Raw genomic sequence first — 13,590 nt, forward strand, 5'->3', positions numbered from 1 at the left:
AAAGTTTAATCTACCGCCTTATCCAAGGGCATACTAACTGACACAGCCGTGCCCTCCCCCGGCGCGGATTCTATGACCACATCGCCGCCTAGCTCCTGCGCGCGGCGCCGCATGGCAGATAGGCCAATATGCCCCAGCCCCGCAGGCGCGCTTTCCACCGTCGCGGGTTCAAAACCCTGCCCATTATCCACCACATCCACGCGCACCTCGTCGGTTTCATAGGTGACGGTGATCCGGGCGCGGCTGGCACCGGCATGCTTGACGATGTTCCCCACCGCCCCCTGTGCAATCCGCAATAACGCCGCCTCCACCTTCATCGGCAGCTGCTGCTCCGCGCCCTCGCTGTCCACCTCCACTTGGAAGCCAGCCGTAGCGGCGAAGTTTTCCGCCATGCGCGTCAGCGCCGCCTCGAGGGACGTCTCCGTTAGTGTGGGCGGCTGCAGCGCCGCAATCATGGCCCGCGCCTCGTGTAGGTTATCCGCCGCGGCCCGCCGCGCAAGCTCAATGCGCCGGCGGGCGGCAGGAATGTCTTCTTTATCGAGATCCCGGTCGGCGGAATGCAGGAGCATCTGAATCGATGACAACCCCTGGGCCAAGGTGTCATGAATCTCGTGGGCAATGCGCTGGCGCTCGGCCACCATGCCGGCATCTCGTTCCGTGGCCGCCAACTGCGTGCGGGTTTCTATGAGCTCCCGGTTCATGCGCGATAGGGTGCGAAACGCATACGTAATCGCCACGGTGACCAGTGCCGAGACCGCCGGCCCCATCACCCCGCCAAAGGTCAGCCCTCCCGGTATCTGCACCACGATGGTGAGCACGGTAGCGCCGATAACGCACAGGATACCTGCGGTCATATCCAACACGGTCAGGTACAAAAAGTACATGACGAATACCAGATAGATGGCGGCGGGAGCCACGAATAGATCCGCGCCCCATAACACCGTGAGGATGCTTATCCACAGGTAGTGCATGGGCCGCGGCCACTGCTCCGCATAGATCGATCCCGCAAAGTAGACCGCCGCGAACCCCACCAATAACAATAGGTTGATAAGGGACTGGGATAGCGGCATTTTCACCGAGGTAAAAATGCCCACCACCAACAGGACCGCAGTTAAGAAATGAATGCCGGTGCGCAGTGCATCGGAATCCCGATCTAATGTGGAGCTCATGCGCAAAAGCCTACTTGTCCTTCTCGCCGTGACCGGAATAGGGATCGCGGGATGCCAGACCGAACAAGCAGACCAGACCGAACCGGAAAGCGAGGTGGCATCGGAAAGCACCGCCGTCAACGTCGCACAGACCGCCGAGGTCAACGAGTGGAGCGATTGTCCCTATATCGATCCCGGTTGGCTGGAAAATACCAATGGCGAGCGCCTTACCAAGCAGGGCATCGACACGCGCTTTCCCACCCCCGCCTGCGTCTTTTGGTCCTATCAGGACCACCCGCAAGCTACCGTCATCGTGCGCGATATGCCCAGCGTAGAAGACGCCCGCGCCGCGGTGGATTGGGCCGCGCCAATCGATGCCACCGAGCCCGCCTCCTTTGCAGGCTGGGAGGGCGGACGGGGCATCGTCAATGAGCAGGCCGTCTACGCCGTGCAAAAGGACACCCACGCGGTGCTGGTGTGGAGCAATCAGCAACAAACCTTCAAGTCCGAGCAGATTGCCCAAGAAGCCATTGCCAATTTAGGGCTTTAAACCGCGACGTCGTTATAGGGCATCATCGGCGAAACCCAGGGGAAGACGACCTCCATGAGGAGGAAGAACACTCCCACCGCAATGGCGACGGCGAGCAGCGCCTTCACCGGCTTCGGCCCCGGCAATAGATTCCACAAAGCGCGATACATTACTTAGCTTCCTTTCCAACTTCCATCGCGTGCACGATCATGCGCTCGGCGTTGGAAAATTGTGGGTGACAAGTAGTGAGGGTCAGCATTCCCCGCGTGGGGTCCGCTTCAGTTCCCGGCACGGGGTCGATCACTGAGACATCGCCAGGCGTGGTGATATGCCGGCCGGCAACATGGCTATATTCTTCTGGTACTTCATCGAAGCAATCTGCGTGCTCGCCATCGATGGGCAGCACCTTGTAGGTAATCTTTTCCGTTTGGGTTTCGATGATGATGTCATCGCAGGTATGCAAGGAACCCAAGTCATTGAATGGGGCACCCTTGCCCACGCGGTGCCCAGCCACCGCAAAATTCCCCGTCTCACCTGGCATTTGTGTGTCTTCATAGTGGCCAGGGCCGCGCAGAAGATCATCGTCATCCGTGCCTTGGATGATGGCAAAGTGATAATCCGAACCAAAGGCAGGGATGCGCATCTGCGCGAAAGCCTCTCCCAAATCTGGGTCCATTTTCTCCCGTGGGTTGCGCCACTGCTGTTCCAGCTTCGCATTGGCCTCGTCCTGTAGCCGCCCTGATTCCACATTTGTCCAATAGGCTTCATAGAATGCAAAGAGGACCAAAACCACGCCAATGGTAAGCATGAGTTCCCCAAGAACTTTAGTCATGCTTTAACACCCTAATATATACCGCCACATCGAAAGGTTAAGCATGTTCGAAGTCTTCATGTACCCGGTTTCCGGAATCATGAAATTCTGGCATTGGCTTATCGGTAGCTTCGTCGATGAATCCACCGCCTGGCTTGTTTCCATCATCCTGCTGGTTATTACCGTCCGCGGTATCGTCTCCCCGCTGAACTGGATGGCGCTGCGCTCTGGCCGCATCAGCGTCCTCATGCGCCCAGAAAGCACGCGGATTAACGAGCAGATGAATCACGCCGAAACCACCGAGGAGATGGCGGAGCTCATCCAAAAACAGCAGGATTTGTCCAAGAGCTATAACTACAAGCCTGCCGCCGGCTGTATTCCCCCACTGATTACGATCCCCGCCTTCCTTGGCTTGTACCAAGTCATCTTGCGCATGTCGAATATCGAACAGGGCTCGTCCACGGTGGGCATGCTTGATGCTGCCGATGTCACAGCCTTCCGGGAGACCACCTACTCCGGGGTCCCCATCACGGACTTCGCCCGCGATCACGGCGATCTGCTCAACCCAATCGTGATTGCCGCCATTGCCTTTACCCTGGCCAACTCCATCATTTCCGTGGTGCGCAGCTTCCTCACCACGCAATTTGATCAAAAGGTCAACCGCCGAATCTTCATTATCATCGGCATCCTGCTGATTGTGGCCCCCATCTTGCTCTGGTACCTGGCCCATAGCGGTCCGCTTCCCGTCGCCATCATCCTGTACTGGGGTTGGGCTTACCTCTTCACGCTGGTCCAAACCATCGTCTTTGAGATCCTGCTGCACAAGCGCTACCCGCTCACGGAAGAAGTCCACGAGATGCGCCGCGAGAGCATCCGCGCATGGCGCCAGAAAGATAAAAAGCCCACCCTTTCCAAGGAGGAGAAGAAGCGGGTCAACCGGCTGCGCCTGGAGGCGCGAAAATACCTTAAATCGAATAATCAGCAGGAGGGGCCGACAACATCTGAGTAGCCAGCTCGCGGGCCGTATATAGCGGCCCGGCTTCCTTGGTTAGGCGGGCTCCGGCAAGACCTCCATCAAGGAAAATCAAGAGCTGGCTTGCTTGAGAAGCCGAGGGATAGCCATTGCGCTCGGTCAACAGTGCCGTCAGGGTGGAGTGCACCCAATTGCGATGCTGCATGCAAGCCGCAACGATGCCGCGCTCTGAATCCGTTTCCGGCCGCGGGTACTCGCCCGCTGCATTCAAGAAGTGCGAGCCGCGAAAACCTTCTTCCGGCTCTTCCTCAATAACCTTGTCAAAAAAGGCCAAAATCTTCTGATCCGGATCCTGCATGGCAGCCGTGCGCTGCTCCCAGTCTTGGCGGAACTGCTCGTCCAAAGACTCTACATAGGCAATGACCAAGGCATCCTTGGAGCCAAACAAGGAATATAGGGACGCCTTGGCTACATCCGCTTCACGCAAGATGCGGTCAATACCAATGACGCGAATGCCCTCGGTTTTAAAGAGCTTGGTTGCAGATTCCAGCAGCCTGCTTCGCGGGCTGGGCCGATTGCGGCGCGACTTCTTCTCTGCCATGGATTCCTCTCTACAACGACAAAACCGGTTCATCTATACTTTATAGACAAACCGGTATGTACGCTAATTATATGCGGACTATTGCTTCACTTTGTCCACAATCCACAGCAAAATACAAGCACCCGCGGTGGCCGCGACGATGGAGAAGATCCACCCACCGCTAGCCTCAATATTCAGCAGCTGGATGATGATGCCACCGATGAGGCCGCCGACAACACCCACCACTAAGTTGGTAAACAACCCGTGGTCACGCTTCATAATCTTCTCCGCCAGCCAGCCGGCGATGATACCAACGATGATTGAGGTGAATAAGCCCAAACCTAGTCCCATGATTTCCTCCTAATATAAACGTATCGAGTATTTCCCAGTGTAAACCCCTGTGACTCAAGTAGGGATAACAAATACGACACATTTGTATAGCAAAGTGGCTCTAAAACACCAGAAGCGCTCTTCTCCCTAGATGCAAAAGCTGGGGAGAAGAGCGCCGGGAAGTCAGGCTAGCGAAAGGTTTAGCCTTCGTCGTCTGGGCGTACCACCATCATCGGGCATGGTGCAGACTGCAGCAATGCGCGGGAGGTAGAGCCAAGGACCATGCCCTTGAACCCACCGCGGCCGTGGGAACCAACGACGAGAAGCTGCGCGCCCTCGGCAGCCTCCGTCAGCGCACGGACGGGGCGGTCACGGGTGATCTGCTTCTTCACCTCAACATCTGGGAACTCTTCGCGCGGTTCCTTCAGGTTTTCTTCCAGTACCTCAGTCTGTTCCTTTTCAATTTCTGCCCACTCAGATTGAGCTGCAGAAAGGCCGGCCAGGGATGCCTGGATTTGCATATCCATCCAGGTGTGCACGGCAACAAGGGCCGCGCCGCGGGCCTGAGCCTCGCGGAAAGCATAGGAGGTGGCCTTCTGAGAGACCTCGGAACCGTCCACACCAACGACCACCGGGCCATACTTGGTGGAATCGGTGACGTTATTATCTTCACGAACCACCACTACCGGGCACGCAGCGTGTGAAACAACCGCGGCGGAAACAGAGCCCATAACCATGCCGGACAGGCCGCCCATACCGCGCGAGCCCATCACGACCATGGTGACGTCATGGGACATTTCCAGCAGCATGTCGATAGGAGAACCCTCTGCGATGGTGTGCCCAATCTTGAGCTCTGGGGCTACCTCGTGAGCGATTGCACGAGCTTCCTCGATCTTTTCCAGGGTCTCGTCCTGCAAATCATCGTAGAGATCCTTCGGCGGGACCATACCTTCTGCATACAGGAACTGCGGTATGGTGTAGCTCGAAGCGATGCGCAGGGGGATTTCCCTCTTCATCGCCGTATTTGCTGCCCAACGGACGGCGTTCTTTGAGGCGTCAGAGCCGTCGACGGCGACGACTACAATGTCTTCCTTAGCCATGATCTTTCCTTTCAGTGGTTATAACTTAATTATAGTACGGATTAGGCTTAACGGTTGACGGTTGCAGGATCAGAATTGGACGGAGAGAAAATTTCAAGGAGCATCCGGAATACGTCCCTTAACACCGCGCCAATTCCGTCAGAGAAAAAAGCCATCACCTGGTCCGCGAGAGAATTAATATCCATGCCAAACACACTAATACATCGCAGAAAAGGATTCACCCCTTTGCCCATCAAAAATGGGCTCAACCCTACGCGCGTGCGCACGCCGGAGGCAGGCCTTAGCACCTGGGATTTTCTCAGCGAAGTCATCTCCTCCCAGCGCCACCGCCACCCCAATGATGATGCACAGGCACTGCGTGACCGATTCACCGCGGGCGAGGTGGTCCTGCGCGATCAAACTCCCCTGAAGCCCGGTACCGTGCTCGGCAAGGATGTCGATGTCTTCTTCTACCGCATCCCCGCACCAGAAACACCCGTACCCTATGACATCCCCATCATCTATGAAGATGACAACATCCTGGTAGCCGATAAGCCCCCGTTCATGGCCACCATGCCGCGCGCCCGACACATCGTCGAAACCGCCACCGTTCGCCTCCGCCGTTCCACCGGAAACAACGAGTTAGTGCCGGCACACCGCCTCGACCGCCTTACTTCCGGCCTCCTTCTATTCACTAAGCACAAGGATGTCCGCGGCGCCTACCAGTCCCTCTTCGCGGAAAAGAAAGTCCACAAGACCTACCAGGCGGTCGCGGAATTCCGCCGCTTGCCGACGCCCCTCCAATGGTCCTCCCACCTGACTAAAACCCCCGGTGAAATCCAGGGCCGGATAGCAGATGGTGAACCGAATGCTTTCACCACACTAGAATCGGTACAACCCATTGATAAGGCCCCTTACGAAAAAGTTCACGGTCCGCTGCCAGATCTTGGTCTCTACACCCTCAAACCACAGACTGGAAAGACCCATCAATTGCGGCTGCACATGTGGCAGGCGGGCATACCGATCCTCGGCGATCCTGTCTACCCCACTATTTTCCCTGAGGAAGCTGAAGACATGTCCGTTCCCATGCACTTAACAGCAACGGACTTAGAATTCACGGATCCACTCAGCGGAAAGCCGCGCCATTTCACCTCTGGCCTTCCATTGGCCATGCACAAGTTGCTTTAAGCTGTGGGTGGCCGACATTACCTACGTGCGTACGAAGAAAGGCTTTGTGTACACCGCGTTTGTCACCGACGTTTACTCCCGGCGGATCGTTGGGTGGGCGCTGTCAGATTCGATGCGGACCGAAGCTTTGCCGCTGCAAGCACTCAACCAAGCGATTGTGAGCGCGAGGGAAACAACAGGTCTCATTCACCATTCGGATCACGGCTAGCAGTACGTCAGCGTGGTCTACAATCAGCGACTTGCCCAACACGGGATCACTGCTTCCACCGGAACTGTCGGCGACTCCTATGACAATGCTCTGGCTGAAAACGTTAACGGCTCCTACAAGAACGAACTCATCCATACTCGCAGGTGGGATGATGTTGTCGAGGTAGAAATCGCCACGTTTGAGTGGGTGTCATGGTGGAACGAGGTAAGGCTCCACCAAAGCTTGGGATATAGAACCCCGGCCGAGGTGGAAACCGAATTGTGGAAGAAGAACTCGCAACAGGGAATAATAGAAATCAAGGAACATGCCTAGGAACAAAACTCGGGGCACTTCAATGGCCTACCCCTAGGAAGAATGTCTGAGGTAGACTACCGATAGTGCTCGAACCTCGAAGTAATCAAGCTAGTTGTCCTTAAAAAGGAATTCTATGAACCCTGCTGCACTGATCGTGATCGATGTTCAATATGCCTTTGATGATCAAACATATTGGGGAAAGCGTAACAATCCGGGCTGTGAAAGCAATATTTCCCGTCTGGTGAGTACTTGGCAGGATAGGGGTTGGCCGATCGTGGTTGTGCGCCATGATTCCGATCACCCAGGGTCGCCATTACATCCAAGTTCCGCAAAACATTCATTCAAAGATTGCGTGCCCCAAAACTTCGACTTGTTAGTCACCAAGAACGTAAATTCGGCGTTTTACGGTACCCCGTCCTTGGAAGAGTGGTTGCACACACGGGGGATCAACAAGCTCGTAATTTGCGGCATCACTACCAACCACTGCTGTGAAACTACCGCACGCATGGCCGGAAATCTGGGATTCGACGTGTCATTCATTCTAGATGCCACTGCTTGTTTCCCGCGCACTGATCATGAAGGAAAAACTGTATCCGCAGATGAGATCATGCGTGCCACTGCTGCAAATCTTCATGGCGAGTTTGCCAACGTAATGACAACGGCGAACTATGTGGAAGCCTGTGCGAGAAACTTCAATTAGTACGTTGCACTTTAGCTATATACAGCTTGTTTCAGTCGTGAGAGGTGAACGGTTGCTAAGGCTGACAGGGGCTGTGAGTGCTGAGAGTACAAACATAACCTATGTGGGATCTGTCTGAGCTGCCCCAGATTTTCCCGTCTGCTCTAACGGAACAAAACTTGGGGTACTTCAGATTACCTTTCTTCCCAGCTCGACTGGGCTGGATATCAGGTGTCCACCAAACAGGGGTCAGGTCCTACCTCCATGAGCGGGGTTGAAAACGACGAATAATCCCCACAGGACCAACCACCCAACACTATGGGGAGGTTGGTCCTATGGGGACTATCATCAATTAATATTTTGTTTTTGTTGTTTGGTGTCGGCGGTGACTTACTCTCCCACAACCTCCCGGTTGCAGTACCATCAGCGCGTACAGGCTTAGCTTCCGGGTTCGGAATGGGACCGGGCGTTTCCCTGTAGCTATGAACCACCGACAAACCTATCAGAACACTACCCACCACATGTGCGTGTGGGTGTTGTGTCAGATACTGCATAGTGGACGCGACACACACGATAATGTGTATTTTTGTTTGTTTACTCGCTTCACAAGTTCACCCAACAATCATCCCCACACGTGGTGTTTGGGTTGTTGTGGTGTGTTTGTTTTGGTCAATTAGTACCAGTAGCCTTCACACCTTACAGTGCTTCCAAGTCTGGCCTATCTACCCCATAGTCTTTAGGGGACCTCAAAAGAAACCTCATCTTAAAACAGGCTTCCCGCTTAGATGCTTTCAGCGGTTATCCCTTCCGTACGTAGCCAACCAGCGATACCCCTGGCGGGATAACTGGCACACTAGAGGTACGTCCGTCCCGGTCCTCTCGTACTAGGGACAGCCTTCTTCAAGTTTCAACGCGCGCGGCGGATAGAGACCGAACTGTCTCACGACGTTCTGAACCCAGCTCGCGTGCCGCTTTAATGGGCGAACAGCCCAACCCTTGGGACCTACTCCAGCCCCAGGATGCGACGAGCCGACATCGAGGTGCCAAACCATCCCGTCGATATGGACTCTTGGGGAAGATCAGCCTGTTATCCCCGGGGTACCTTTTATCCGTTGAGCGACACCACATCCACAAGTAGGTGCCGGATCACTAGTCCCGACTTTCGTCCCTGCTCGACATGTCTGTCTCACAGTCAAGCTCCCTTGTGCACTTACACTCACCACCTGATTGCCAACCAGGCTGAGGGAACCTTTGGGCGCCTCCGTTACATTTTGGGAGGCAACCGCCCCAGTTAAACTACCCACCAGGCACTGTCCCCAACCCAGATCATGGGCCAAGGTTAGATGCTCAATCCGATCAGAGTGGTATTTCAACAACGACTCCACCACCACTAGCGTGACGGTTTCACAGTCTCCCACCTATCCTACACAAACCGAACCAAACACCAATACCAAGCTATAGTGAAGGTCCCGGGGTCTTTTCGTCCTGCCGCGCGTAACGAGCATCTTTACTCGTAATGCAATTTCACCGGGCCTGTGGTCGAGACAGCAGAGAAGTCGTTACGCCATTCGTGCAGGTCGGAACTTACCCGACAAGGAATTTCGCTACCTTAGGATGGTTATAGTTACCACCGCCGTTTACTGGGGCTTAAATTCTCAGCTTCGCAACCACAAAGGTTACTAACCGGTCCTCTTAACCTTCCAGCACCGGGCAGGCGTCAGTCCATATACATCAACTTAACGTCTTCGCATGGACCTGTGTTTTTGATAAACAGTCGCTTCCCTCTATTCTCTGCGACCCCACAACACTCCAACCGCACAGGGTCTTCACGTCACAGGGCCCCCCTTCTCCCGAAGTTACGGGGGCATTTTGCCGAATTCCTTAACCACAGTTCACCCGAACGCCTTAGTATCTTCAACCTGACCACCTGTGTCGGTTTAGGGTACGGGCCATACACACACTCGCTAGAGGCTTTTCTCGACAGTACAGGATCACCACCATCAACCCCAATGGGTCTACGCATCACGCCTCAACCACAATGTGTGGCGGATTTACCTACCACACGGCCTACACGCTTACACCACCAATCCACTAAGTGGCGCGGCTACCTCACTGCGTCACCCCATCACTTGAACCACACATCAGGCCCCACGACATCAACACCACCAACACTCAAAAAGTGAAAAGGTAGCGTATCCGCAGTGGTTAGTATCCGTGCTTTATCATGGGCGCACATGTACGGGTACCAGAATATCAACTGGTTATCCATCGACTACGCCTGTCGGCCTCGCCTTAGGTCCCGACTCACCCTGGGAAGACGAACTTGACCCAGGAACCCTTAGTCATCCGGCGGTAAGGATTCTCACCTTACAATTCGTTACTCATGCCTGCATTCTCACTCGCACACAGTCCACGCCTCCTCACGGTAACGCTTCCACCCATGCACGACGCTCCCCTACCCAAACAACAAAAAAATGTTGCTTGCCGCGGCTTCGGCGGTGTACTTGAGCCCCACTACATTGTCGGCGCAGAACCACTCGACCAGTGAGCTATTACGCACTCTTTCAAGGATGGCTGCTTCTAAGCCAACCTCCTGGCTGTCTTCGCGATCCCACATCCTTTTCCACTTAGTACACCCTTAGGGGCCTTAACCGGCGATCTGGGCTGTTTCCCTCTCGACTATGAAGCTTATCCCCCACAGTCTCACTGCCGCACAACACAATTGATGGCATTCGGAGTTTGGCTGACATTGCTAAGATTGTAGTCCCGCTCAACCAACCAGTCGCTCTACCTCCACCAAGCTAAATGCGACGCTGCACCTAAATGCATTTCGGGGAGAACCAGCTATCACGGAGTTTGATTGGCCTTTCACCCCTACCCACAGCTCATCCCCGCAGTTTTCAACCTACGTGGGTTCGCGCCTCCACAACCTCTTACAGCTGCTTCACACTGGCCATGGGTAGATCACCCCGCTTCGGGTCCAGGACATGCCACTTATCACCCCATTAGGATTCGGTTTCCCTACGGCTACCCCACACGGGTTAACCTCGCGACATGCCGCTGACTCGCAGGCTCATTCTTCAAAAGGCACGCCATCACACACAAACAGGTGCTCTGACGGATTGTAAGCACATGGTTTCAGGAACTATTTCACTCCCCTCCCGGGGTACTTTTCACCATTCCCTCACGGTACTATCCACTATCGGTCACACTGAGTATTTAGGCTTACCGGGTGGTCCCGGCAGATTCACAACAGATTCCACGAGCCCGTTGCTACTCGGGAACCCAACAACCCCCACATCATCATCTTCAGCTACAGGACTCTCACCTACTCCGGCAGATCATTCCAAACCACTTCACCTAACAACAATGCACAGGGCGTGCCACTGGTAGATGACACAAAATCAGGCCCCACAACACCGCACACACAACCCCTACCAGGTATCACATGCACACGGTTTAGCCTCATCCACGTTCGTTCGCCACTACTAGCAGAATCATTATTATTTTCTCCTCCTACGGGTACTGAGATGTTTCACTTCCCCGCGTAACCCCCACAACAGCTATGAATTCACTGAAGGGTAACCCCACATAACCAGGGCCAGGTTTCCCCATTCGGACATCCTCGGATCAACGCTTTATTGACAACTCCCCGAGGCTTAACGCAGCCTTACACGTCCTTCATCGGCTCAGCATGCCAAGGCATCCACCATGCGCCCTAAATAACGAACACACCAACCACCACACACAAACCACACAACACGAAGCCATGCAGCCAGCATGTGGCAGCAACAAGTGAACTTGACAAAATAAACAAAAAGAAAAATCACATCACACACACAAGACACCACCCACAAAAGCAGGCGGCATCATGTGAGATGCTCGCGTCCACTATACAGTTCTCACACAACACCCCAACCAGCAACAAACACCACCACAACAAACGATGCTCATCAACCAGTCAGGCACACACAAAAGGGGATAATGCCCCAGACACCCAACAATGCACCAACGACTTACCAATCAACTTTACTTCCTGTATGCATGGACACTTTTACGCATGTCACAAAGCACTGTCTCAACACTTAGACCCTGCTGATTAAGGTGTATGTCCTACCCGGAATTTCCATATTCGGTGGCAGCAGAACACTCGCCCACTCAACCACCAACCCACCATCAAACAACAGTGGGCAACCCACAACTGTGGGCCATTGGCTGCAACTGCAGCCAAAATAAAAGCTCCTTAGAAAGGAGGTGATCCACCCGCACCTTCCGGTACGGGTACCTTGTTACGACTTCGTCCCAATCGCCGATCCCACCTTCGACGGCTCCCTAACACGTTTAGGCCACCGGCTTCGGGTGTTACCAACTTTCATGACGTGACGGGCGGTGTGTACAAGGCCCGGGAACGTATTCACCGCAGCATTGCTGATCTGCGATTACTAGCGACTCCGACTTCATGGGGTCGAGTTGCAGACCCCAATCCGAACTAAGGCCGGCTTTCAGCGATTCGCTCCACCTCACAGTGTCGCAGCGCGTTGTACCGACCATTGTAGCATGTGTGAAGCCCTGGACATAAGGGGCATGATGATTTGACGTCATCCCCACCTTCCTCCGAGTTAACCCCGGCAGTCTCTCATGAGTCCCCAACCAAATGCTGGCAACATAAGACAAGGGTTGCGCTCGTTGCGGGACTTAACCCAACATCTCACGACACGAGCTGACGACAACCATGCACCACCTGTACACCAACCACAAAGGGAAAATCCATCTCTAGAGCGATCTGATGTATGTCAAGCCCAGGTAAGGTTCTTCGCGTTGCATCGAATTAATCCACATGCTCCGCCGCTTGTGCGGGCCCCCGTCAATTCCTTTGAGTTTTAGCCTTGCGGCCGTACTCCCCAGGCGGGGCGCTTAATGCGTTAGCTACGGCACGAAAGTCGTAGAAAGACCCTCACACCTAGCGCCCACCGTTTACGGCATGGACTACCAGGGTATCTAATCCTGTTCGCTACCCATGCTTTCGCTCCTCAGCGTCAGTAACTGCCCAGTAACCTGCCTTCGCCATCGGTGTTCCTCCTGATATCTGCGCATTTCACCGCTACACCAGGAATTCCAGTTACCCCTACAGCACTCAAGTTATGCCCGTATCGCCTGCACGCCCGGAGTTAAGCCCCAGAATTTCACAGACGACGCGACAAACCACCTACGAGCCCTTTACGCCCAGTAATTCCGGACAACGCTCGCACCCTACGTATTACCGCGGCTGCTGGCACGTAGTTAGCCGGTGCTTCTTATCTAGGTACCGTCACAAAAAGCTTCGTCCCTAGCGAAAGGAGTTTACAACCCGAAGGCCTTCATCCCCCACGCGGCGTCGCTGCATCAGGCTTGCGCCCATTGTGCAATATTCCCCACTGCTGCCTCCCGTAGGAGTCTGGGCCGTATCTCAGTCCCAATGTGGCCGTACACCCTCTCAGGCCGGCTACCCGTCGCCGCCTTGGTAGGCCATTACCCCACCAACAAGCTGATAGGCCGCGAGCTCATCCTACACCGAAAAAACTTTCCAACCACCACACTAAAGATGGCTCCTATCCGGTATTAGACCCAGTTTCCCAAGCTTATCCCGAAGTGCAGGGCAGATCACCCACGTGTTACTCACCCGTTCGCCACTCGAGTACCCTGCAAGCAGGGCCTTTCCGTTCGACTTGCATGTGTTAAGCACGCCGCCAGCGTTCGTCCTGAGCCAGGATCAAACTCTCCACAAAAAGAAA

Annotated in this window: 11 protein-coding genes, 3 rRNA genes and 1 pseudogene; 5 read left to right on the top strand and 10 right to left on the bottom strand. The window is 54.6% G+C overall.

Annotation, left to right across the window (positions count from 1 at the left end; translation table 11 throughout):
* Window positions 1-5: 5 nt before the first annotated feature.
* Window positions 6-1,169, bottom strand: coding sequence for a sensor histidine kinase (locus HMPREF1267_RS12225; protein ID WP_023029483.1), 1,164 nt, complete (start codon window positions 1,167-1,169; stop codon window positions 6-8).
* Here HMPREF1267_RS12225 and HMPREF1267_RS12230 point away from each other — a divergent pair.
* Complete coding sequence (locus HMPREF1267_RS12230; protein ID WP_034667313.1) at window positions 1,168-1,698, top strand: DUF2020 domain-containing protein; 531 nt, start codon at window positions 1,168-1,170, stop codon at window positions 1,696-1,698. The two genes, HMPREF1267_RS12225 and HMPREF1267_RS12230, sit on opposite strands and share 2 nt — an antisense overlap.
* On the opposite strand, the gene HMPREF1267_RS13225 is transcribed toward HMPREF1267_RS12230, so the two are convergent.
* Window positions 1,695-1,847: a hypothetical protein gene (locus HMPREF1267_RS13225; RefSeq protein WP_005279674.1), complete on the bottom strand. Its 153-nt coding sequence runs from the start codon at window positions 1,845-1,847 to the stop codon at window positions 1,695-1,697. The genes HMPREF1267_RS12230 and HMPREF1267_RS13225 overlap by 4 nt on opposite strands.
* On the bottom strand, window positions 1,847-2,509 hold the full coding sequence (locus HMPREF1267_RS12240; protein WP_005279672.1) for a class E sortase: 663 nt from the start codon (window positions 2,507-2,509) through the stop codon (window positions 1,847-1,849). Before HMPREF1267_RS12240 ends, HMPREF1267_RS13225 begins: the two co-directional genes overlap by 1 nt.
* Before the next feature lie 43 nt (window positions 2,510-2,552).
* Between HMPREF1267_RS12240 and yidC the strand changes: the two genes are divergently transcribed.
* Window positions 2,553-3,497 (top strand): membrane protein insertase YidC, encoded by a 945-nt coding sequence (gene yidC / locus HMPREF1267_RS12245; RefSeq protein WP_023029485.1) that lies wholly within the window; start codon window positions 2,553-2,555, stop codon window positions 3,495-3,497.
* Here yidC and HMPREF1267_RS12250 read toward each other — a convergent pair.
* From HMPREF1267_RS12250 to HMPREF1267_RS13230, 4 genes are all read right to left on the bottom strand, one after another.
* Window positions 3,454-4,062, bottom strand: coding sequence for a TetR/AcrR family transcriptional regulator (locus HMPREF1267_RS12250; protein ID WP_005279669.1), 609 nt, complete (start codon window positions 4,060-4,062; stop codon window positions 3,454-3,456). The genes yidC and HMPREF1267_RS12250 overlap by 44 nt on opposite strands.
* A gap of 78 nt (window positions 4,063-4,140) precedes the next feature.
* On the bottom strand, window positions 4,141-4,392 hold the full coding sequence (locus tag HMPREF1267_RS12255) for a GlsB/YeaQ/YmgE family stress response membrane protein (RefSeq protein WP_005285357.1): 252 nt from the start codon (window positions 4,390-4,392) through the stop codon (window positions 4,141-4,143).
* Window positions 4,393-4,571: 179 nt separating this feature from the next.
* On the bottom strand, window positions 4,572-5,471 hold the full coding sequence (locus HMPREF1267_RS12260; RefSeq protein WP_023029486.1) for a universal stress protein: 900 nt from the start codon (window positions 5,469-5,471) through the stop codon (window positions 4,572-4,574).
* 47 nt (window positions 5,472-5,518) lie between these two features.
* Window positions 5,519-5,656, bottom strand: a complete 138-nt coding sequence (locus HMPREF1267_RS13230) for a hypothetical protein (RefSeq protein WP_005285362.1) — start codon at window positions 5,654-5,656, stop codon at window positions 5,519-5,521.
* Here HMPREF1267_RS13230 and HMPREF1267_RS12265 point away from each other — a divergent pair.
* From HMPREF1267_RS12265 to HMPREF1267_RS12275, 3 genes and pseudogenes are all read left to right on the top strand, one after another.
* A complete protein-coding gene (locus tag HMPREF1267_RS12265; RefSeq protein WP_034667314.1) occupies window positions 5,655-6,638 on the top strand; it encodes a pseudouridine synthase in 984 nt (327 codons plus the stop codon). The two genes, HMPREF1267_RS13230 and HMPREF1267_RS12265, sit on opposite strands and share 2 nt — an antisense overlap.
* A pseudogene (locus tag HMPREF1267_RS13450) lies at window positions 6,637-7,158 on the top strand (IS3 family transposase); the annotation flags it as partial. The gene HMPREF1267_RS12265 and the pseudogene HMPREF1267_RS13450, both read left to right, overlap by 2 nt.
* Before the next feature lie 115 nt (window positions 7,159-7,273).
* The gene (locus tag HMPREF1267_RS12275; RefSeq protein ID WP_023029489.1) at window positions 7,274-7,840 is read left to right on the top strand and encodes a cysteine hydrolase family protein; all 567 of its coding nucleotides are present in this window, start codon (window positions 7,274-7,276) and stop codon (window positions 7,838-7,840) included.
* 356 nt (window positions 7,841-8,196) lie between these two features.
* Here HMPREF1267_RS12275 and rrf read toward each other — a convergent pair.
* The 3 genes from rrf to HMPREF1267_RS12290 all read right to left on the bottom strand — a co-directional run bounded on the left by rrf (window position 8,197) and on the right by HMPREF1267_RS12290 (window position 13,584).
* Window positions 8,197-8,314 (bottom strand): 5S ribosomal RNA (rrf, locus tag HMPREF1267_RS12280).
* Window positions 8,315-8,473: 159 nt separating this feature from the next.
* Window positions 8,474-11,552 (bottom strand): 23S ribosomal RNA (locus HMPREF1267_RS12285).
* 514 nt (window positions 11,553-12,066) lie between these two features.
* Window positions 12,067-13,584: ribosomal RNA gene (locus HMPREF1267_RS12290) — 16S ribosomal RNA — on the bottom strand.
* Together the 16S, 23S and 5S rRNA genes form the textbook arrangement of a ribosomal RNA operon.
* Window positions 13,585-13,590: the final 6 nt, after the last annotated feature.

Source organism: Corynebacterium sp. KPL1824, assembly GCF_000478095.1.
GTDB lineage: Bacteria > Actinomycetota > Actinomycetes > Mycobacteriales > Mycobacteriaceae > Corynebacterium > Corynebacterium accolens.